21 protein-coding genes and 1 pseudogene are annotated in these 20,317 nt (G+C 70.1%); 11 read left to right on the plus strand and 11 right to left on the minus strand.

The window, feature by feature from the left end; all coding sequences use genetic code 11:
- A complete protein-coding gene (locus tag CV1CTNOD_RS03570; protein WP_131784735.1) occupies positions 1 to 360 on the plus strand; it encodes a hypothetical protein in 360 nt (119 codons plus the stop codon).
- On the opposite strand, the gene CV1CTNOD_RS03575 is transcribed toward CV1CTNOD_RS03570, so the two are convergent.
- Positions 293 to 1,894, minus strand: a complete 1,602-nt coding sequence (locus CV1CTNOD_RS03575) for a dolichyl-phosphate-mannose--protein mannosyltransferase (protein WP_431607063.1) — start codon at positions 1,892 to 1,894, stop codon at positions 293 to 295. The genes CV1CTNOD_RS03570 and CV1CTNOD_RS03575 overlap by 68 nt on opposite strands.
- A gap of 39 nt (positions 1,895 to 1,933) precedes the next feature.
- Here CV1CTNOD_RS03575 and rsmI point away from each other — a divergent pair, with 39 nt between their 5' ends.
- On the plus strand, positions 1,934 to 2,821 hold the full coding sequence (rsmI, locus tag CV1CTNOD_RS03580) for a 16S rRNA (cytidine(1402)-2'-O)-methyltransferase (protein ID WP_131784736.1): 888 nt from the start codon (positions 1,934 to 1,936) through the stop codon (positions 2,819 to 2,821).
- Between the two features lie 180 nt (positions 2,822 to 3,001).
- Here rsmI and CV1CTNOD_RS03585 read toward each other — a convergent pair whose 3' ends face one another.
- Together CV1CTNOD_RS03585 and CV1CTNOD_RS03590 are read right to left on the minus strand one after the other, a co-directional pair.
- Positions 3,002 to 3,514 carry a YdcF family protein gene (locus CV1CTNOD_RS03585; RefSeq protein ID WP_242606351.1) on the minus strand — a complete coding sequence of 171 codons (513 nt, stop codon included), beginning with the start codon at positions 3,512 to 3,514 and terminating at the stop codon, positions 3,002 to 3,004.
- A gap of 65 nt (positions 3,515 to 3,579) precedes the next feature.
- Entirely contained in the window at positions 3,580 to 4,683 is a 1,104-nt protein-coding gene (locus CV1CTNOD_RS03590) for an ABC transporter substrate-binding protein (protein WP_131784737.1), read from the minus strand.
- 57 nt (positions 4,684 to 4,740) lie between these two features.
- Here CV1CTNOD_RS03590 and CV1CTNOD_RS03595 point away from each other — a divergent pair, with 57 nt between their 5' ends.
- From CV1CTNOD_RS03595 to rsmA, 4 genes are all read left to right on the plus strand, one after another.
- The gene (locus tag CV1CTNOD_RS03595; RefSeq protein WP_131784738.1) at positions 4,741 to 5,139 is read left to right on the plus strand and encodes a carbohydrate kinase family protein; all 399 of its coding nucleotides are present in this window, start codon (positions 4,741 to 4,743) and stop codon (positions 5,137 to 5,139) included.
- On the plus strand, positions 5,136 to 5,315 hold the full coding sequence (locus tag CV1CTNOD_RS03600; protein WP_242606336.1) for a hypothetical protein: 180 nt from the start codon (positions 5,136 to 5,138) through the stop codon (positions 5,313 to 5,315). The genes CV1CTNOD_RS03595 and CV1CTNOD_RS03600 overlap by 4 nt, the downstream gene beginning before the upstream one ends.
- Positions 5,316 to 5,688: 373 nt before the next feature.
- Entirely contained in the window at positions 5,689 to 6,525 is an 837-nt protein-coding gene (locus CV1CTNOD_RS03605; protein ID WP_131784740.1) for a TatD family hydrolase, read from the plus strand.
- A gap of 86 nt (positions 6,526 to 6,611) precedes the next feature.
- Positions 6,612 to 7,442, plus strand: a complete 831-nt coding sequence (rsmA, locus tag CV1CTNOD_RS03610) for a 16S rRNA (adenine(1518)-N(6)/adenine(1519)-N(6))-dimethyltransferase RsmA (RefSeq protein WP_242606337.1) — start codon at positions 6,612 to 6,614, stop codon at positions 7,440 to 7,442.
- 1,255 nt (positions 7,443 to 8,697) lie between these two features.
- Here rsmA and amaP read toward each other — a convergent pair.
- The 7 genes from amaP to CV1CTNOD_RS03645 form a co-directional block, all read right to left on the minus strand.
- Positions 8,698 to 9,411: an alkaline shock response membrane anchor protein AmaP gene (gene amaP, locus CV1CTNOD_RS03615; protein ID WP_131784742.1), complete on the minus strand. Its 714-nt coding sequence runs from the start codon at positions 9,409 to 9,411 to the stop codon at positions 8,698 to 8,700.
- Complete coding sequence (locus tag CV1CTNOD_RS24375) at positions 9,408 to 10,286, minus strand: DUF6286 domain-containing protein (RefSeq protein WP_165485297.1); 879 nt, start codon at positions 10,284 to 10,286, stop codon at positions 9,408 to 9,410. Before CV1CTNOD_RS24375 ends, amaP begins: the two co-directional genes overlap by 4 nt.
- Positions 10,287 to 10,305: 19 nt before the next feature.
- Positions 10,306 to 10,788 carry an Asp23/Gls24 family envelope stress response protein gene (locus CV1CTNOD_RS03625; protein ID WP_242606338.1) on the minus strand — a complete coding sequence of 161 codons (483 nt, stop codon included), beginning with the start codon at positions 10,786 to 10,788 and terminating at the stop codon, positions 10,306 to 10,308.
- Complete coding sequence (locus CV1CTNOD_RS03630) at positions 10,785 to 10,973, minus strand: hypothetical protein (RefSeq protein ID WP_131765283.1); 189 nt, start codon at positions 10,971 to 10,973, stop codon at positions 10,785 to 10,787. Before CV1CTNOD_RS03630 ends, CV1CTNOD_RS03625 begins: the two co-directional genes overlap by 4 nt.
- Positions 10,974 to 11,227: 254 nt before the next feature.
- The gene (locus CV1CTNOD_RS25370; RefSeq protein WP_207386161.1) at positions 11,228 to 11,515 is read right to left on the minus strand and encodes a hypothetical protein; all 288 of its coding nucleotides are present in this window, start codon (positions 11,513 to 11,515) and stop codon (positions 11,228 to 11,230) included.
- 74 nt (positions 11,516 to 11,589) lie between these two features.
- A complete protein-coding gene (locus CV1CTNOD_RS03640) occupies positions 11,590 to 12,171 on the minus strand; it encodes a hypothetical protein (RefSeq protein ID WP_207386162.1) in 582 nt (193 codons plus the stop codon).
- A 44-nt stretch (positions 12,172 to 12,215) separates the two neighbouring features.
- Positions 12,216 to 12,698 (minus strand): Asp23/Gls24 family envelope stress response protein, encoded by a 483-nt coding sequence (locus tag CV1CTNOD_RS03645; RefSeq protein WP_131784745.1) that lies wholly within the window; start codon positions 12,696 to 12,698, stop codon positions 12,216 to 12,218.
- 335 nt (positions 12,699 to 13,033) lie between these two features.
- Between CV1CTNOD_RS03645 and CV1CTNOD_RS03650 the strand changes: the two genes are divergently transcribed.
- The 3 genes and pseudogenes from CV1CTNOD_RS03650 (at position 13,034) to CV1CTNOD_RS03655 (ending at position 15,976) form a co-directional block, all read left to right on the plus strand.
- Entirely contained in the window at positions 13,034 to 14,080 is a 1,047-nt protein-coding gene (locus CV1CTNOD_RS03650; protein ID WP_165485298.1) for a 4-(cytidine 5'-diphospho)-2-C-methyl-D-erythritol kinase, read from the plus strand.
- Positions 14,081 to 14,125: 45 nt separating this feature from the next.
- A pseudogene (locus CV1CTNOD_RS28100) lies at positions 14,126 to 14,576 on the plus strand (ATP-binding cassette domain-containing protein); the annotation flags it as partial.
- A 2-nt stretch (positions 14,577 to 14,578) separates the two neighbouring features.
- Positions 14,579 to 15,976, plus strand: a complete 1,398-nt coding sequence (locus tag CV1CTNOD_RS03655) for an ABC-F family ATP-binding cassette domain-containing protein (RefSeq protein WP_431607067.1) — start codon at positions 14,579 to 14,581, stop codon at positions 15,974 to 15,976.
- 134 nt (positions 15,977 to 16,110) lie between these two features.
- Here CV1CTNOD_RS03655 and CV1CTNOD_RS03660 read toward each other — a convergent pair whose 3' ends face one another.
- Positions 16,111 to 17,094 (minus strand): acyl-CoA desaturase, encoded by a 984-nt coding sequence (locus CV1CTNOD_RS03660; RefSeq protein WP_131784748.1) that lies wholly within the window; start codon positions 17,092 to 17,094, stop codon positions 16,111 to 16,113.
- Positions 17,095 to 17,651: 557 nt separating this feature from the next.
- Here CV1CTNOD_RS03660 and glmU point away from each other — a divergent pair.
- Together glmU and CV1CTNOD_RS03675 are read left to right on the plus strand one after the other, a co-directional pair.
- Positions 17,652 to 19,208, plus strand: coding sequence for a bifunctional UDP-N-acetylglucosamine diphosphorylase/glucosamine-1-phosphate N-acetyltransferase GlmU (gene glmU / locus CV1CTNOD_RS03670; RefSeq protein ID WP_431607064.1), 1,557 nt, complete (start codon positions 17,652 to 17,654; stop codon positions 19,206 to 19,208).
- 61 nt (positions 19,209 to 19,269) lie between these two features.
- Complete coding sequence (locus CV1CTNOD_RS03675; RefSeq protein WP_131784850.1) at positions 19,270 to 20,244, plus strand: ribose-phosphate diphosphokinase; 975 nt, start codon at positions 19,270 to 19,272, stop codon at positions 20,242 to 20,244.
- Positions 20,245 to 20,317: the final 73 nt, after the last annotated feature.

Raw genomic sequence — 20,317 nt, forward strand, 5'->3', positions numbered from 1 at the left:
GTGGGTGTGCTGGCGTCGATGGCCGCCTCCGGCTATGGGATCGTCCGTGTCCGCCACGACTGTCTGCTGGTGGTGGGCATGGGCCTGGCCCTGCTGGTGGTGCCCTGCGCGACAGCGGTGTTCGACTACCGTTACATGCTGCCGGCGCTGGTCTGCCTGCCGCTGGCAGGGGCGTTCGGAGTAGCGCAGCTACGGCTCGTCCACGCGCAGACCCGCCAGGTCAGGCAGGCCAGCCGGGCCGTCCGATCCGGCCGGCCCGGCCGATCCAGCCGGGCCGGCTGGTGGCAGCGCGTCAGATCCAGCCCGGAAACCACATCCGGACCCGCCATGCCGAGGCCGGGATCACCTGCGCCGCCATGATCGGATAGAAGTAGACGAACAGCAGGACAACGATGATCGCATAGATGCCGACCGTCAACGAACCGACCAGTCGCCGGACGTCCGAAGCGGTCCGGGAACCCATCGCGACCCCCGCGAGCGCGGTCAGCCCCAGGACGAGGAACGGCAGCAGCGGCAACGCGTAGAACAGGAACATCGTCCGGCTGGGAAACGCCAGCCACGGCAGGAACGACGTTGCGAAGCCGACGAGGACGAGGGCCGCCCGCCAGTCCCGCCGGCTCACCCACAGCGCCAACACGCCGACCAGCGCCAGCGTCCCGACCCACCAGATCGCCGGATTGCCGATCGCGAGAATTTCCCGGGAACAGCCGGCCTGGGTAGCGCACCCGGCTTCCCCGGCCTTGGGCGTGCTGTAGAAGTAGGCGACCGGCCGGGCCAGAACCAGCCAGCTCAGGGGCTTGGACGCATACGGGTGCGAGGCGTCGAGGTGCTCGTGGAAGCGGAAGATCTGCTGCTGGTAGTCCCACCAGCCGTGTAGTGCGGCCCACGTGCCGTTACCGAAACGGTGACGGTTGTAACCGCCGTCGGTGACGAACCAGCCGGTCCACGTCGCGAAGAACACAATGATCGGAAGCGCTCCGAAGCTTGCGAACCACTGCGGTCCGTCCCTGCGCACAGCGGCCAGGACGGGCCGCCGGACGCCCGCTGTCCGGCGCGCGCCCGCATCCCAGGCGATCGCCAGCGCGGCGAATCCCACGAGCGTGTAGACAGCGCTCCATTTCACTCCCATGGCCGCGCCGAGACACAGCCCGCACGCCAGCCGCCACGGCCGAGCGCCAAGCCGCGCGCCGAAGCGCGCACCCCTGGTCCTCCCCTCGGGGGCGTCGCCGGTGTCCGCGAGCCTGGAGGCGAGCCTGGCCCGTCCATGATCCCGGTCGAGAACCAGGCAGGCCAGGGCCAGAACGAGCCCGGTCATCAGGAAGATGTCGAGGATGCCGATCCGGCTCTGGACGAACTCCAGCCCGTCGAAGGCGAGCAGCAGGCCGGCGAAGCAGCCGAGCAGAGTCGACCGGAACATCCGCCTGGCGATACGCGCGAGAACGAGCACCGCGAGCGTCCCCGCGACGACGGAGGCGAAACGCCATCCCAGTTCGGGGTTGCCGTGACGTACATCGGCGCAGTCGGTGTACCCGAAGATCCATTCCGACGCCGCCATCAGCCACTTGCCCAGCGGCGGATGGACGACGAACCCGGCGCCGTTGCAGCCGCTCTTGATATCGGTCAGCTCATAGCCGTGGGTGAGTAGACCGTAGGCGTCGTGGGTGTAGTAGACCTCGTCGAAGTAGATGCCGCGCGGCTCTGTGAGCTGCCAGAACCGCAGGACGCCGGCGACCGCCGCAATGGCCAGCGACGCGAGCCAGCCGGCGATCCGGTCGGTCGGCATCGGCGGTACCAGCCGGTCCCGTAGTGGCGGGCCGCCGCCGTCGCTCTCGGTGACAGCGGTAGCCCGCGGCTTACCGCTGTCCACGGTCGGATAGGTCGCTGTCACCGCCACCGCATCAATGTAGGTGGTGGAACCTGGCAGACTCGGCGGGTGTCCGGAACTCTGATGCTCTGCGGTGCGCCGATCGGTGACGTCCGCGATGCCAGCCCGCGCCTGGGCGAGGTCCTCGCCCAGGCCGACATCGTCGCGGCCGAGGACACTCGCCGCCTGCGCCGGCTGACCGCGGCCCTCGGCGTCACCATCTCCGGGCGGGTGGTCTCCTGCTTCGACGCGAACGAGTCCTCCCGCGCGGACTTCCTGCTCTCCCGGCTGCGTGCGGGAGCCACGGTCGCGCTCATCACGGATGCGGGAATGCCGGCCGTGTCGGATCCGGGTTTCCGGGTGGTGGCCGCCGCCGCCATGGCCGGGGTGGCGGTGACGGTCGTTCCGGGACCGTCCGCGGTGACCGCCGCGCTCGCGGTCAGCGGGTTGCCCACGGACCGTTGGGTGTTCGAGGGCTTTCTGCCGCGCCGGACGGGTGAGCGCCGGTCGCGCCTTGCCGAACTGGCCGGGGAGCGGCGCACGCTGGTCATCCTGGAGGCTCCGCACCGGTTGCCCGCGACACTCGACGATCTTACCGCGGCCTTCGGGGCCGACCGCGCGGCAGTGGTGTGCCGCGAACTGACCAAGACGTGGGAGGAGATCGTCCGAGACGATCTCGGTGCGCTGGCGGCATGGGCCCATGGGCGGGAAGTCCGAGGCGAGATCACTCTGGTGGTGGCGGGCAGGCCGGCGACGTCCCCGCACGCGGCGGCGGAGCCCGGCACGCCGGCCGCGGCGGCCCTCGCCGTTGTGCTCGCGGCCGAGGTCGCCGCTCGCGAAGCCGGCGGGACACCGCGCAAGGCGGCCATCACGGCAGCGGCGGCCGAGCACGGGGTACCCCGTCGAGTGGTCTACGACGCCGTACTCGCGGCCAAGGCTCGCGGAGATGGCGGGTGAGCCGTCCTCTCCGCTCGCCTCTCAGCGGCCCGGGACCTGGGGATTACGGCATCCGGGCCGACGTCCTCGCCCCTCAGCGGTTCGGACCTGGACCCCCAGGCTTCCCGGACCCGCAGGAATTCCGAGCGTGAGGAAAGCATGATCGTGCTGCCGTCGGCCCTCTGAAAGCCTCGAGGGCGATCAGCAGCCTCGCTGGATGGTCAACGCCTTGACCATGGCAGCCCATTCGTAGCTGATCGCGTATGGCCAGCTGCGTAGCCGTGGCGACACGGTGACGAACAGGGCACGGCCCTCGTAGCACCGTTTCACCCGGATCCGCGCCCGGGTGTCCTGCGAGGTCCCCACGATGATCAGTACGGATCGCCAGCCGTGACGGGCGGCCAGTTCCGCGGTCATCCGCGCTTCGCCCTGGGTGGTGATCGGGTTCGGGCGGAAGCAGATCACCTGAACGCCGGGAAGGGCGACCGGGCACGGATCGGCCCCGAACGGGGTCGACACGGCGAGCACCGGCGCATATCCGGCCCGGGCCAGATCGACCGCCTTGGCCAGCCGGCCGGGGCTCCCGGCGTACACCACGATCGCGTCGACCGGCTCCGGGACGTCCCTGACCGGCCAGACGAACAACCGCCCGGTCGCGGTGAGGAACACCGCGGCGGCCAGACCGATCCCGATCCTGACCCGTCCGCTCGGCATCCGCACGGATCGACCTGGTATCCGGACGAATCGGCTCGGCATCCGCACGAATCCGCCCGGCATCCTCATGAAGCGGTCATGGCGCGCTGCCCTGCTACCCCGATCTGCGAGCGCGGATAGGCCAACGGGGACTGGGCCCGGTTGGCGGGCCAGACCACGCGGGCAACGCCGTCCTGCCACTGCACGAGATGACTGTGGTGGCCGACCTGCAGTCCGGTGGCCCGGTCGAGGCGGAACCGGCCTAGCAGGGTGGACGTGTCGAGCGTGCGCGCGGCGGCAAGCACGCAACGGTCGTCGGCCCGGCCGTTCGCCCGGATACAGCGGCCCAGAACCAGCCCGGCCGTGTAGGCCACCGCCGCGGTTGCGGCCGGTAGCTGGTCATACATCCGCCGGTAGTAGGCCACGAACTCGGACACGCTCGGCCCGGTGCCGGCCGCCGCGGGCAGCTGCGGTGACCAGGCGCGCGGCCCTAGCAGACCATCGCGGCGATTACGCAGGGTGGTCAGCGCGTCGTCGTGCCCGGCGGTGGAGAACGCCGCGGCCCGCCACGGCCTGCGCAGCAGCACTTCGGCCGCGGCGGTCTCGTCGTCCGGATCGCCCTGGACGATCAGGACGTCCGCGGGCGGGAGCCGCCGGGCGGCGATCATGGCGCGGCCTGGGCGGAACACGCTGGAGGTGACCTCGAAGCCCAGCCGGGTCGCGGCGGCCCGCACGACAGAGACGACTTCCAGCGCCCGGTCGTCGGACGCCACCAGCACCGTGACCTTGCGGGCCCGCCGGTCGGCGGCACGGACCGCGGCGAGCAGCCCCCGCGTCCACGTCGAGTGCGGGGAGAGCAGGTTGACGACGTTCGGGAACGTCTGGCGGACGAATCGTGTCGAAGGCGCGCCGATGTTGAACACGACCCGGTCGGTGGCGGCACATGCGGCCAGTGCGCTGCGCTGCCCGTACGGGCCGAAGATGGCATCTGGCTCCGCCGCGGCCGCGGACCGCATCGCCGCCGCGGGATGCGGATGTGCATCGTACGCGGTGACGTTGACGTCGTCCCATGGCAGTGGAAGCTGCTCGTCGCGGGCCCACAATGTGGCCGCGCGGAGAGTGGCCAGACCGTATGCGGCCGCCGGACCGGTCAACGGAGTCACCAGTGCGACGGTGAGCGACGAGGACATTGGTACCTGTCTACCAGGTGATGGGTCTGCGGTGTCCGACGGTGGGTCGACGTTGTTATGACACCCGGGCCATGGGAATTCCTTGCCCTGTCACCGGTGGCGTCCCCGCACGCCGGCGGCGGCCCGCGTCCGCGGTTCGTGGTCGTCGGCTCCTACGTCGCGGACTGCCTGGTCACCACGTCACGGCTGCCCGACTGGGGAGATGATCTCAAGGCGGACGGTATCCGCACCACGCCCGGCGGCAAGGCCCTCAACCAGGCGGTGGCCCTCGCCCGGCACGGCGCACACGTCACCGCCCTTGGTGTGGTGGGCGGGGACGCGGTCGGCCGGCACATCCGGGACGTCCTGACCGGCGAAGGCATCGATGTCAAGTCCCTGCACGTCCAGCTTGCTGCGCCGACGCCGGTCTGCGCGCCATCGTGCAACCTGTCGCCTGCGTCCTCCCCGCGATCATGATCGTGCTGTTCGCCGGCCTCCTCGCTCTCCTCGCTCTCCTCGGCCTCCTGGTCGGAGCCGACCGGCGCGCCTACGCCCTGGACTACGTCGACCGTCTCATCGACCTCGCCGCCGTCCTCGTCGGCCACCCTCGCCCCAGCCCTCCACGACCCCGGCAGCGGAGTCCGGCAGCTTGACACCGTAGACGCATCGGATGTCCTGCTGTCTTCTGGATCCTTGCGGTCTTGGGCCGGTTGCGCGTCATCCGTAGGATCGGTCCAGGATGCGGCTCCCACCATGGGTACGGTCCATGTCCACAGGGTGTGGTTCACACGCCCCCAGGACGGGCTGAAGGCGAAGCGATCATGTTTTTCATGGTCGGGGATCCTGTCGGCTCCGGGGTTCCTGCAGGATCGGCGAAGCCGGTCGGGAAGTCCGGGCCGGTCGGGGAGGTCCGGAAGCCCGTCGGGGAAGGCCGGAAGCCGGTCCGGAGACCCAGAAGCCGATCTGGGAGGTCCGGGAGGCCCACGGCCGGGTCGCCAACGGGATGGAAGGGTGGGTGAGCGGTACATGGCACGCGACGGTGAACGTCGTGGCGACCCTCCGCCCGCGCCGCCGCCGCTGTCGGTGGAGGCGCGGGCGGAGGTGGTCGACAGCCACTGCCACCTCGACATCATGGGCGGGGATGTGGACGCGGCCGTCGCGGCGGCGCAGGCCGTCGGCGTCCGGCGGCTGGTGACCGTAGGGGTCGACCTGCCGACCAGCCGCTGGCAGGCGCAGGTCGCGGCCGGGCATCCCGACGTCTACGCCGCTGTGGCGATCCACCCGAACGAGGCCGCCGGCGGTGTCAGCGAGGAGACGTTCGCCGAGATCGCCGAGCTGGCCGCCGCGCCGAAGGTGCGGGCAGTCGGGGAGACCGGCCTGGACTACTACCGCACGCCACCCGAGCGGCACGCCGCCCAGCGGGACAGCTTCCGCCGCCACATCGCGATCGCCAAGCAGACCAGCCGCACCCTCATGATCCATGACAGGGATGCGCACGAGGACACACTGCGCATCCTCACCGAGGAAGGCGCGCCCGACCGGGTGGTCTTCCACGCCTTCTCCGGCGACGAGGCCATGGCGAAGGTCTGCGCCGACGCCGGCTACGTGATGTCCTTCGCCGGGAACGTGACGTTCAACAACGCCCAGAGCCTGCGGGACGCCGCCGCCGTGGCACCCCGTGACCTGCTGCTGGTCGAGACGGACGCACCGTTCCTTACTCCCGTCCCGTGGCGGGGCCGACCGAACGGCCCGTACCTGATACCGCTGACGCTGCGGGCGCTGGCCGCCGCCCGGGGGGAGGACGTCGACACCCTCGCGTCGGCGGTCGCCGCCACCTCTGAACGGATGTTCGGGCCCTGGTAGCCCCCGATCCGCGCTCTCCTGATCCGCGCCTTCCCGACGGCCTGCTCACACCGGCGGACGTACGGTCGATCAGCGCCGCTGTCGGCGTGCGGCCGACCAAGCGCCGCGGCCAGAACTTTCTCGTCGACCCGAACACCGTCCGTCGACTGGTGCGCCTGGCGGGCGTGGAGCCGGACGAGACCGTCCTGGAGATCGGTCCCGGGCTGGGCTCGCTGACCCTCGGGCTGCTGTCGGCCGCCCGCCGGGTCGTCGCGGTCGAGGTGGACGAGCCCCTGGCCGCGGCACTTCCGGCGACCGCCACGGCGCGGGTTGGGCCGCAGCTGGCAGCCCGCCTGACCGTGCTGGCGGCGGACGGGCTGCGCCTGGAGCCCGCCGACATCCCCGGCGACCCGCCGAGCGTCCTCGCCGCGAACCTGCCCTACAACGTGGCCGTACCGCTGCTGCTCGGCGTGCTTGAGCGCTTTCCGTCGGTCGGGCGCGGGCTGGTCATGGTGCAGGCCGAGGTGGCCGACCGGCTGACCGCGTCGCCGGGCGGTCGGGTGTACGGCGTGCCGAGCGTAAAGATGGCCTGGTATGCCTCGGCTCGTCCGGCCGGCCCGGTGCCGCGGGCGGTGTTCTGGCCGCAGCCCAACGTCGACTCGTCCCTGGTGGCGTTCACCCGTCGTGATCAACCAGGGTCGCCGCAGTTGCGCCAGTCTGTTTTCGCCGTGGTGGACGCGGCCTTCGCGCAGCGCCGCAAGACCCTGCGGGCGGCGTTGTCGGGCTGGGCGGGGTCGGCGCGCCAGGCCGAGCGTCTTGCGCTTGCCGCAGGCGTCGACCCGTCCGCCAGGGGCGAGATCCTGGACGTGGCCGCCTTCACCCGCCTCGCCCTCGCCCGTCTCGATCCCGGGTATGAGTGGCCGCGAGCCGGCCACTGACCGACGAACTGGCGTTGACCAGCGCTTCCCCGTACCGGCCCGCGCCGGAAGTGCCGGCACGAAAGATCGACAGCGGTCTGGCAGGGCGGCACGTCACCGTGGCCTGCCTCAGCGTCCTCTCCTGCATCCTGCGGCGGCGGGAGGGGGCGCTGCGGGGAACAGGGGCAAAAGATGTTATCCATATGACATCCGCTGTGGGGGTAGATGTCCGTACAGGTCCGTTGTTCCGGCCGTCGCAGCGGAACGGATCAGGGTGGGGGGTGAGCATGTGTCCGAAGACACCGAGCCGCGCGCCAGGAGCCTGCTTCCCTGGGAGGGAGTCCCCGGGACCGACCGGCCGCCCGGAGCGGACGCGGCAGACCAACAAGGCCGTGATCGGTTCGTGCGGTCGGCTGCGAGCCCGCCGAACGACGGTGTCGGATCGGTACAGCCGACCCGGGGATCTGGGCCTCCCGGACCTCCCGGATCGGCTGTACCGATCCGGGAGGAACTCCGAGCACGAAAGAAGCATGATCGCGCTGCCCTTGACTCCTCGACCGGCGGGCCGGCGTCCGCGCGGCGCGGCGGACAGGAAGCGGACAGGCCCGACAGCGGTGTTCCGCCCGATCCCGCAGGCTCGGCCATCCGGGTGTTGCGGGGCGCCGCAGCGAACCGGACAGCTGTTGCGCAACGGCATTCTCGGACGGGCGTGGCACTGACGATCGTCATGGTGGTGTGCGCGTTCGGTGCGCTTTTCGGCATCGTTGTGATGCTGGGAAGTCAACGACCACATACCGTGACGGATCGGCCCGTAACGGGCGGGAAGCCGGTCGACGGCGAACCCCCGCCTCCGGCGTCGTTCACCACAGCCACGCCACCGGCCGCGGTTACGGTACAGGTGGCTCCGTCCGACATTGCGGCGGGCGTGGGTCCGGTCATCCCGACAGCGACTCCTCCGGCACCCCCGGCATCTGCTTCGGGCCTGTCCGTGACGTCGCCGGGCGCCGTGTCCGCCAGACCGCCCACGGTGATGCCCAGCGTCACGTCGTTGCAGCCGCCGCCGGCCGAACCGTCCTTGTCTGGCCCGTCGTGCCACCCGGGTCAGGGACGCGGCCGTCGACCGCAGGACTGTTGACCGAACTTCCGGGGGGCTCCGCGCGCGAAAGGACGACGATCGCTCGTTCTTCGGCCAGGTGACTTCCCCGGGGCCTCCGCGCGCGAACAAATGATGATCGCGCGCTCTTCGGCTGGTGGGCGGCTGCGTGTGAGGACGTGCTCAGCGCACGCGGTCGCTGCGGTGCGCGCCTGGGACGAGCTCGAGCTCGACGGTGAGGTTGGGGCGTGCCGCGGTCTCGCGGGCGTGTGGCAGGGCGATCTGTTCGATCTCGGAGCGGATCCGGTGGATGTCCGCATCGGGTTGCACGGTCACGACCACCTGCAGCAGTGGGTGCTCTTCGCTGCCCAGTAGCCGCGCATGCACCTGCCGGACGCCGTCGGTGCCGGCCAGCTCGTTGCGCACCGCCGCTGTGAAGGCCCGCCCGTCCACCCGGACGCGCCCGAACCTGTCGTCCATCACATGCAGTGCGGACAGCCGGCCCGAGGAGAACTGCGCCGACAGCCAGATCAGCGCCAACAGCACGATCGCGGCCGTGGCCACTCCCACCACGGGCCAGAACCACGCGTGGCTGGCGGCGAAGGCCCGGTTGCCTGGGGTGAGCGTCGGCCGGTTGGCGCTGTCCGTCCCGAACACACCGTTACCAGCAAGTAGAGCGACCACTCCGGCACCAAGCAGTATCAGCCCCAGCAGGGTGAACATCACCCGGTTGAACCGGTCGATCCCGCGTGTGACCGGACGCCTGTGCTGCCGGGACGGGTCCGGCGGTCCTGCCGGTTCGGTGCTCTCCACCTCGCCTGGCCCTGTCGGTGCTCCCAGATGGGGGATCGGGCTGTCGGCCCGCGGGTCACTGACCGGGGTGGTGGTTGCGCTCATTGTTCGTTCTCCCGGTCGTTGGCTGGATCGGGCTTGGTCAGGTCCAGGCCCACCGGATACGGCCCGCGGCGCGCCGGCGCGCCGAAGTTGGCCTCCGTCACCGACGTGGACGTGGACGTGGAACCACCCGACGCCTCGGGGGCTGCGGTGGGAGACGGCGCGGTGAAGGACGCGCCCGACGCCGTGGGAGGCGACGCCGTGGGAGGCGACGCCGTGGGAGGCGACACCGTGGGAGGCGACGCCGTGGGAGGCGACGCCGTGGGAGGCGACGCCGTGGGAGGCACGGTGGGCGACGCCGTGGGAGGTGTTGTGGGATGCGGGGCGGGTTCCGGCACGACGTTACGGTCACGGGCGGGGCGACGGGAGGTCTTCACCTTCGTTTTCGGTGGTGCCACCAGATCGAACAACGCGAGGTGCTCACGGACCCGGTCGAGCACCTGTGCCGGTGTGTCCGCGCTGCTTCGGGGGTGCAGCTCGACCATAATTGTCATGGTGTGTCGCTGGAGGCGCACCTTTGCCCGGCTCACGTCGTCCACCTCCGTGACTGCGCTGTCCAGCGAACGGCTCAGACCGGAACGGGAGACGAAGCCCCGGGTGCCGGTCGAGATCGGCCGTAGCGCGAGCCATTCCGCCGGGCCACGCAGTATTCCCAGGGTGAGCAACAGCACCCCGGCTATGATCAGGACAACGGCGAGAACCGCCGGGCCTGTGTTGGACCAGGTGTTACGTGTCATGACGTCAACGGCTGACCGCCAGTCGACGATGGCGTACCCGTTGTCCAGGGCCGCGTTCACCATCTCGACTATCGCGATCACGCCGGCCGCGGCAAGGGCCGCTGCCAGCAGCGCCGCGACAATCCTGTTTGTCAGGCGCACAGTGGTGACCTTTCGTAAGCTAGCGCACCCGGGCGCCCGGGTCTGAGCCGAGATCCAACGCGGAGACGTCGATGTCGAGGCGGGTGACCCGCAGACCGGCGAGATCGGCCACATGCCCGGTTACCCGCGTCCGCACTCCATCGCATATCTCCATGATTCGGGCAGGGTACCGAATGGACAACGACATGGAAATCCGAGCCGTGCCCCGGCCGACGCGGGCTGACACCCGGGGAGGGCGGTCGTTGCCGGTCGACCGGGCCCGCCCGGGGAACCTGTGCCGCAGACCCCCGACGGATTCGACGTCCCGCACGGCCTCGGCGGCGATTTTCTCGACGACCCGATCGGCGATGAGCAGCCTTCCCCGGATGGCCGGATCGGCTCTGCTCCCGGTGCGCTCGTCGATCCCGCCCGGGACCGCCCGCCGCGCCGGATCCGCCGGTTGGGTCAGGCTGACGCCCGCCGGCCTGACCGGCACCGTGCGCACCGGGGTCTGCGGATTCACCGGGGCTCCCGCCGCCGGTCACCACCGAGGTACCGGGTGAGGTCGACCTCTCCGTCCACCACCTTGCCGACGAGGAGGCCGATTGCCCCGAGCAGTAGGACGATCAGAAAGTCGCTGAAGTCGCCGACGGCGAGCGCGAGACCTGAGACCAGTCCCGCGATGAGACCGAGTGCGCCTGATCGCATCGGAGCCTCCTGTTGTCGAAGGGGTTGTATGCACACCGTGAGTAAAGATCCATCGGGCGCGGTCCACCGGCCTGGCGCACCTGCGGGGGCTAACGCACCGGTCAGGTAGTCACACGTCCCGTTTCGATCAAGGGATTGAGTGTGGAAACGGCTGCTATCACGACCGTCTACTCCCTCACTTTCATGATTCGACGGTTTTCAATCATGGATCCTTGGCCGACTTCGGAGCGGATCTGCGCTACTTGACCGACGCCTTAGCGCACCCGCGGAGGCCTGCGCGATCCTGTCCGCCCTGTCCGCCGCCGCTGGATCGGCTGCCGCCGGATCCAGCCGATGACGAGCGCAAGGCCCGACTGCTTGCGGTACGCCGTCACCTCGCCGCAGGTGGGTCGCGGCGACCACTGCGTGCGCAGAGCGTGCAGGCCCGATACGAACGCGTCAGGATCTCCGCCGAGATCCGGATGGTTCTCGCGGACGAACCTGCGGATCTCGGCGCGGTGGACGGCGGTGTCGGGCGTTGCCCGGCGGTGTTCGGACGCCATGTTCACCGTCTCTTTCGTCGTTTACCGTCCCTGTTCGTCCGCCGTCCCTGGAGCGCCCACAGTCCCTCGTTGTCTCATCCTCTTTCGTCCTGTCGTTTCTTCCCGTTTCCTGCCCCTGCGGACGCCGCGGGGGACGCCGATGCACTCCTGCGTTTCCTTCTCGCAGGCCCGGGTTGCCCCGGCTGTTCGGGTTGCCCGCGGTCGGCGGTCGCGCCCCCGGATCTCCCGGATCCCGGCCCCGGCCCCGGCCCTGGCCCTGATCTGGCACCGGCCTCGTCCTGAGTGCCGGCGGTATCGACACCAGCGGTACTGCTGGCGGTACTGCCGGTAGCAGCGGTAGAGGTAGCGGCAGTGACGGGTCCGTCCGGGGGGAGTTCGAGATCGTCGATCACGACGTCGATCCGCTCGCATTCCGGCGCCACCGCCGTAACCGCCGAGCGAACCTGGCCGGCGACCTCGGCCATGGTGGGGCCGAACCACGCGACGACATGGACGGCGACGCCCCCCGGTGCCTTGCGGACGCCGACGACGCGACGACCGGGAAGGTAACTGGCCACGTCACCGGTTGTTCCGGCGGAAAGCGCGGCCACCGCTGGACAGCCGGCAACCGCGGCCGCGATTGCGGCCGGTCGGCTGGACACAGCCAGGCGGACCATGATCTCTACTGTGCCTTCTCCACTGCCTCTGCTGCACTCGGGCTCTACTGCACTCGGGCCGGCTGTTCCTCGTCCTCTTCGGGGATGAAGATGTCGTCGATAGCGATGTTGACCTCGGTGACCTCCAGGCCGGTCATCCCCTCGACGGAGCTGACGACATTGCCGCGGATCGTCTGGGCCAGGTCCACGATCGACACGCCGTAGTCGACGACGACGTCGAGGTCGATCGCGGCCTGACGTTCGCCGACCTCGACCCCAACTCCCTGGGACACGTTGCGCCCGGACGAGCCTGGTATGCGCTGCCGCAGCGAGCCGACCGCGCGGGAGCCGCCGGAGCCGAGGTTGTGGACGCCTTCGACCTCCCGGGTCGCCACGCCCGCGATCTTGCGGACGACCGAGTCCGCGATCGAGGTCTTACCCCTGCCCGTGACGAGTTCGGTGGATGCCCGCCGCGACACCCCGGCGCCGTCACCCTGCGGCGACTCACGGGTCGCGGTAGCGGTCTTCTCGGTGGTCGTCGTGCTCATGATGTGCCTCCGCCCTCGTCAGAATCGCTCGTTGTAGCTCCGGTCCTGGTGATCGGTCGTGGGAATCGGGGATGAGTCCTGAACCGGATCGGCTGGTCGTGCTCGGTGGGCCAACTGCTGGCATGGTCAACTGCTGGTGTGACCAACCGCTCGTGTGCATCGTCTTACCCGGCGGTGGCGAGGGCACTCGCCTCTTACCGGCCGGATAGGTTCGTTGGTGCCCGGTGTCAGAACACGCCCCAGGAGTGAAGGAGAGTCCGCTGCCTCGGTCTCACCAGCACCCTTCCGGTGCCGCCGGCGCCGATCGGCCGCCCGCGCCCGTTCCGGGTAGCCGGGTGACTGTCCGTACGCCGGCCAAGGTCAACCTGCATCTCGGTGTCGGGCCGCGCCGCGATGACGGCTACCACACGGTCATCACAATCTTGCAGGCCGTGTCGCTCTACGACGAGATCACGGTGACTGCGGTCGACGATGCCGCGGTCGACCCGGACACCGTGGAGCCCGCCGTGTCCGTGGAGGTCACCGGTGAGGGTGCCGCCGGGACCGCGTCGCCGGCTGCCTCGCCGTCCGGTTCGTCCGGGCTGCCCAGGTCGTCCTCGTCGTCCGGTGACACCGCGGCGAGCTCGGCCGCGGCCCGGATCTCCCTGGTCCCGACCGGGGTGGACAACCTGGCCGTCCGCGCTGCCCACGTACTTGCCGCGCGTGCCGGTGTGCGGGGGGCGGCGGCCCACATGACCATGGCCAAGGGCATTCCGGTCGCGGCCGGGATGGCCGGCGGCAGCGCTGACGCGGCCGGTTCGCTGGTCGCCTTCGACACTTTGTGGGGCACCGGCCTGGATCGGTCGGTCCTGTCCGAGCTCGCCGCCGGACTCGGTAGCGACGTGCCGTTTCCGCTCACCGGTGGGACGGCGCTGGGCACCGGCCGCGGCGAGCAGCTCACGCCTGTGCTCGGGCGCGGCGAGTACCACTGGGTGTTCGCGCTGGCCGACGGCGGCCTGTCCACGGCGTCGGTCTACGCCGAGTTCGACCGGTTGTCCCAGGGGCGTCTGCGTACCGAGCCCACCCCACCCGACGCGGTGCTGGCCGCGTTGCGCACCGGTGATCCGGTCGAGTTGGGCAGGGCGCTGGTGAACGACCTGCAGCCGGCCGCGCTGCGGTTGCGTCCGTCGTTGCGCCGGGTGCTGGAGACCGGCGTCGAGCTCGGGGCGGTTGGCGCCATCGTCAGCGGGTCCGGGCCGACCTGCGCTTTCCTGGCGCGGGACGCGGCGCAGAGCGTGGCCTTGGCGGCGAGCCTCGCCGGGATGGGCGTGTGCCGGGCGGTGCGCCACGCGCACGGTCCGGTGTCGGGCGCTCGCGTGGTCGATCCGGGTGCCCCCGGGTGAGCCGGCTGGTGAGCGGATGACCGGATGAACGGCGTCCTGGTGACGATGGAGGCGGTGGTGGCCGCCTTCGGTACCCGTACCCTGCTGGACGGGGTGAGCCTGGGCATCGGGACCGGTGAGCGCATCGGTGTGGTCGGCCGCAACGGAGCGGGCAAGAGCACCCTGCTGACGTTGCTCGCAGGCCAGGCCCGGCCGGACGCCGGCCGGATCGTGCGGGCCGGTTCCGTACGGGTCGGCCTGCTGGCTCAGGACGACCGGCTCGCGCCCAGCGCGACCGTACGCCAGGCCGTGGTCGGCGACGTGCCCGATCACGTCTGGGCGGCGGATCCACGGCGCCGGTCGGTGCTCGCCGGCCTCGGACTGCTCGACCGCCTCGACGCCGTGGTCGGGCGGTCATCCGGCGGTGAGCGCCGCCGCATCGCACTGGCCGCGCTGCTCGTCGACGATATCGATCTTCTGATCCTGGACGAGCCCACCAACCATCTCGACGTCGAGGGCGTGGCGTGGCTTGCGTCCCATCTGCGGTCGTGGCGGGGAGGGCTGCTCGTCGCCACCCACGACCGGTGGTTCCTCGACGAGGTCTGCGAGCGGGTCTGGGAGGTCGTTGACGGCCGGGTGGACGCCTACGATGGCGGTTACTCCGCGTATGTGCTTGCCCGGGCGGAACGGGCGCGGCAGGTCGATGCCGCCGAATCGCGGCGGCAGAACCTGCTGCGCAAGGAGCTGGCCTGGCTGCGCCGGGGGCCGCCGGCCCGCACCAGCAAGCCGCGCTTCCGGATCGAGGCGGCCAACGCCCTGATCGCCGACGAGCCGCCTGCCCGCGACACCCTTGGCCTGCGCACCTTTGCCGCCTCGCGCCTCGGCAAGGACGTCTACGACGTCGAGGACGTGACGCTACGGCTGGGCGGCCGGGCGTTGCTCACGAATGTGACCTGGCGGCTGGGCCCGGGGGACCGGGTGGGTCTTGTCGGGGTCAACGGCAGCGGCAAGACGACGCTGATGCGCCTGCTGACGGGGCAGGTGGGCCCGGATGCGGGCACTGTGCGGGTCGGCAGGAGCGTGCGTCCCGCCATGCTCTCCCAGGAGATCCGTGAGCTGGACCCGGACCTGCGCGCACTGGAGGCGGTGGAGCAGGCCGGCCGGGTGCTGGAGGTGGGTCGCGGCCGGGAGGTGACCGCCGGTCAGCTCCTGGAGCAGTTCGGCCTGCCGTCGGCCCGGCAGTGGACGCGGGTCGGTGACCTCTCCGGTGGGGAACGCCGCCGGCTGCAGCTGCTGAGGCTGCTCATGGAACGGCCGAACGTTCTGCTGTTGGATGAGCCCACCAACGATCTGGACACCGACACGCTGGCGGCGCTGGAAGACGTCCTGGACTCCTGGCCGGGCACGATCGTTGCCATCAGTCATGATCGTTACTTTCTAGAGCGAACCTGTGACACGATCTTCGCCATGCTCGGCGACGGGTCACTTGTCATGCTGCCCGGCGGGGTGGACGAATACCTGTCCCGGCGGGAGCTTGCCACCACGCAGGCCGGGACAGCCGGTGCCGCCGGGAGCGCCGCCGGCACCGGCACGACCGCCGGTTCTGGTGCCACCGCCACCGCCACCGCCACCGCCGGCTCCGGTGCCACCGCCGGCTCCGGTGCCACCGCCGGCTCCGGCGTCGGTTCGCTGTCGGCCGGGCAGGTGCGGGTCGCGCGCAAGGAGCTGACCCGGCTCGAACGGGCCCTGGAGCGACTGGCACGGCGGGAGACCGCGCTGTATGCCGCACTTGCCGAGGCGGCCACCGATCACCAGCGCCTGCTCGTTCTGGATGCCGAGCTACGCGAGGTCGTCGCCGAGAAGGCCCGCACCGAGGACGCCTGGCTGACCGTCGCATCCGACCTCGAGGACGCCTGACGCACTGTCCCCAAATCGTTGCGAAGCAACCTCGCCTGGATGTGTGTTCCCTTCGCGATCATCGTTGGATGATCGCGAAGTCGTAGGCGGACACCAGCCCAGGAGGCCGGGGTCCTCAAATCGTCGCGAAGCGACTATTTGAGGGAAGCAAGCTTTGCCTTCAGGCGTTCGGGGTCGGGCCAGCGGACGTCGTGGACGAGCCGCAACGTTTCCATCAGCTTGATGAGGTAGGCGCTGGAGTCCACCTGCCAGGGCTTGACCCCGTGGCGGGCCAGGGTGGGGTCGGCATGGTGCAGGTTGTGCCAGGATTCGCCCATCGACAGGATGGCAAGCGGCCAGACGTTGCCGGAGTGGTCCCGCGACTTGTACGGGTGCTTGCCCGCGACGTGGCAGATGCTGTTCGTCGACCATGTGACGTGGTGGAGGACGCACACCCGGACCAGGCTCGCCCAGAAGAACGCCTGCACCGCCGCTTCGAAGGAGCCGCCCCACAGGCCGCCGATCAGTGCCGGGGCCGCGAGGCTCACCCCTGCGCAGAGCCCGAACAGGTGGCTGACACGGACGATGTCGGTGTCGTCGAGCAGGTCCGGGGCGTACCGGCGCTGGTCGGTCTGTTCGACGTCGAACAGCCAGCCGATGTGGGCGTGCCACAGACCCTTGGTCAGGGCGTGGACGCCGGTGCCGTACCGCCACGGCGAGTGTGGGTCGCCGTCCCGGTCGCTGAAGGCGTGGTGGCGCCGGTGGTCGGCGACCCAGCGGATGACCGGGCCCTCGATCGCCATGTTGCCGGCGACGGCGAGCGCGATGCGTATCGGCCTGGAGGTCTTGAACCCGCGATGGGTGAAGTAGCGGTGGAAACCGATGGTCACCCCATGGCCGGTGATCGCGTACATGACGGCGGCGAGGATTACGTCGCGCGGACTGATCCATCGGCCCCACAGCAGTGGTACCGCGGCGGCGAGGGCTGCCAACGGTATGATGATGACCATGGCGAGGGTGACCTGTTCCCCCCGCGCCTTCAGCGCGGACTTCGGCGCTATGGTGTGGTGGGTGGCCGCACTTGCCTGGGTCGCAGGGGCCGCGGCACCCATCGGGCTCACCGTATCGGTAGCGGTCATGACATAACCCCGTCCATCAGTGCCGTCCGCCGGTTTCGTTGTCGCGATGGTTTCCGTTGGGACACCGTAGCTCGCGACGGTAACGCGCGGTGCCCGCGGCGGGGAACATCGCAGAAAAACAATTCCGCGTGTCCGGGGATCTGCGGGTCAGGGCGCGGTACTTGTCGCAGGGAGTCGGCGGGAGCGGCGGGCGGCGGCCGGGTGCCGTAGTGGGCTGGGAGTCGTAGCGGTGCCCCGAGCCCGAGAAAATCATGATCGCGTCGCCTTTGGCTCTCCCGTACCTGGGGACCTGGGCCTCCGGCAGCGCGAGAAAAGTATGATCGCTCCACCTTTGGCCCTCCCGTGGTGATACACTGCCAAAGATTTTTCCTCGGTCCGCCGTGGTGTAATTGGCAGCACGGAAGATTTTGGTTCTTCTAGTCCACGTTCGAGTCGTGGCGGCGGAGCTCGGGGTTCGATCGGTGGGCGTGCTGGTCCGCGCGAACTATTTCCGCTCGTCGGAATTGTCCGTGATATCCCCTGGTCGCAATCCGGTAAGCTCGACACGCATCGAGTTGATGTCCACGATCAGGGGAGCTCGTGTGACCCAACCACGTTTGGCGGCGGTTGTCGTCCTTGCCGCGGGTGAGGGTAAGCGGATGCGGTCCGCAACCCCCAAGGTGCTCCATCGTGTTGCCGGGCGCACCCTCCTGGAGCATGTTCTCGCTGCGGTCACTCCGCTCGGGGCCGACCGGCAACTGGTGGTCGTCGGGCACGGGCGTGAGCAGGTGATCGCGGTGCTGGCCGATCGCACACCCGAGGTCGCACCGGTCGTGCAGGCCAGCCAGCGCGGTACCGGCCACGCTGTCCGGGTCGCCCTGCCCGCGGCGCCGGACATCCGGCCGGACGATCTCGTGGTCGTCGTCCCGGGTGACACCCCGCTGTTGACCAGCACGACGATGTCGGCGCTGGTCGCGACGCATGCGCGCGAGGGTGCCGCGGCGACGGTGCTGACCGCGCAGGTGGCTGATCCCTTCGGGTACGGGCGGGTGGTCCGTGAGTCGTCCGGCCAGGTCCGGAAGATCGTCGAGCAGGCCGACGCCGACGCCGCCACCGCCGCCGTCCATGAGATCAACACCGGCGTGTACGTGTTCACGGCCGGTCCGTTGCTCGCGGCGCTGACATCCCTGACGGTCGACAACGCCCAGGGTGAGGAGTACCTGACCGATGTGGTCGGCACGCTCTTCCGCCGCGGACAGGTCGTTCGTGCGCATCCGCTGGACGACCCCGGCGAGGCGTCCGGGGTGAACGACCGGGTCCAACTGGCGGCCGCCGGGGCCGCCATGCGGGACCGGCTGGTGACCGCGGCCATGCGGGCGGGGGTCACCGTGGTCGATCCCGCCACCACCTGGATCGACGCCGACGTGACCGTCGAGCCGGACGTGATGTTGCTCCCGCACACCTTTCTACACGGCAGCACCCATGTGGCGGCCGGTGCCGTGGTCGGTCCCGACTGCACGCTCACCGACACGCTGGTGGGCGCCGCGGCCACGGTGAGCAGGACGACCGCGGTCAGCTCGGTGATCGGTCCGGACGCCTCGGTCGGCCCCTACACGCACCTGCGCCAGGGCACCCACGTCGGACGGGGGGTCAAGCTCGGCGCGTTCGTGGAGACGAAGGCGGCGGAGATCGCCGAAGGGGCGAAGGTGCCGCACCTGGCCTACGTCGGGGACGCGGTGATCGGCGCGCGTAGCAACATCGGGTGTGGCACGATCGTTGCGAACTACGACGGCGTTGCCAAGCACCGCACGGTGATCGGTGCGGATGTCAAGATCGGAAGTGACACCGTGTTGGTCGCACCGGTGCATATCGGTGACGGCGCGTATACCGGTGCTGGTTCGGTCGTGACCGAGGACGTGCTGCCGGGTGCACTCGCGGTCCGGGAGGGCCGGCAGCGGACGATCGAGGGATGGGTGGAGCTACGGCGTCCGGGCACGGCGGCGGCGCGGGCCGCGGCCTCCGCGCGGGGGCATGCCGAACAGCCACGTGACGACGGCGACGCGGGTAAATTGGATCACGCAGGACCGACCCCCGTCACGGTTGCCGGTATTTCCGACAACGGGCGTCGAACGTAGGAATCTGCCGCGGTGCGAAGGACCGACCATGACGGAGCGGGACGAGGGTGGAGAACCTTTGATGGCCTACCAGACGGAGAATCGGCGCAACCTGATGCTTTTCGGTGGCCGTGCGCACCCTGAACTGGTGGCGGAGGTTGCCCGGGAACTCGATGTCGAACCGGTTCCCACCAGCGCATATGAGTTCTCCAACGGAGAGATCTTTGTCCGGTTCGAGGAATCCGTCCGCGGGTGTGACGCGTTCGTGCTGCAGTGCCACTCCTCGCCGGTGAACACGTGGCTCATGGAACAACTCATCATGGTGGACGCGTTGAAGCGCGCGAATGCGAAGCGTATCACCGTGGTCGCACCCTTCTACCCCTACGCCCGGCAGGACAAGAAGCACCGTGGCCGGGAGCCGATCTCGGCCCGGCTGATCGCCGATCTGTTCAAGACCGCCGGCGCGCACCGGCTGATGTCGGTGGACCTGCACACCGCCCAGATTCAGGGTTTCTTCGACGGCCCGGTGGACCATCTGTTCGCGCTGCCGCTGCTCGCCGACTACATCGAGGCCAAGCTCGACACGTCCGCTGTCACGGTTGTGGCCCCGGACGCCGGCCGGGTACGGGTGGCCGAACGCTGGACCGACCGGCTCGGCTGCCCGCTGGCGATCATTCACAAGCGCCGTGACCGGGAGGTCCCCAACCAGGTGAAGATGTTCGACGTGGTGGGTGAGGTCAGGGGCCGCACCTGCGTCGTCGTCGACGACATGATCGACACTGCAGGCACCATCACCAAGGCGGCGGAGTCGCTGCGCGAGCACGGCGCGACCGATGTGATCGCCGCGGCAACCCATGGTGTGCTCTCCGGCCCGGCCGTGGACCGCCTGAAGAACTCCGAGATCAGCGAGGTCGTGCTCACCAACACCCTCCCGCTGCGCAGCGAGGCCCGCATCGATAAGATCACCGAATTGTCGATCGCGCCGTTGCTGGCCGCCGCCGTCAGGGCGGTTTTCGAGGACGGTTCGGTGACCGAACTCTTCGGCGGCGACGCGTGACCGCCCGGTGATCCGTCCGGCTTACCGACTGAACGCCGTCAACCTGTGTCGGCTGTTGCCGGCCCGGGTCTGT

The sequence above is a fragment of the Protofrankia symbiont of Coriaria ruscifolia genome (assembly GCF_900634745.1).
Classification (GTDB): domain Bacteria; phylum Actinomycetota; class Actinomycetes; order Frankiales; family Frankiaceae; genus Protofrankia; species Protofrankia californiensis.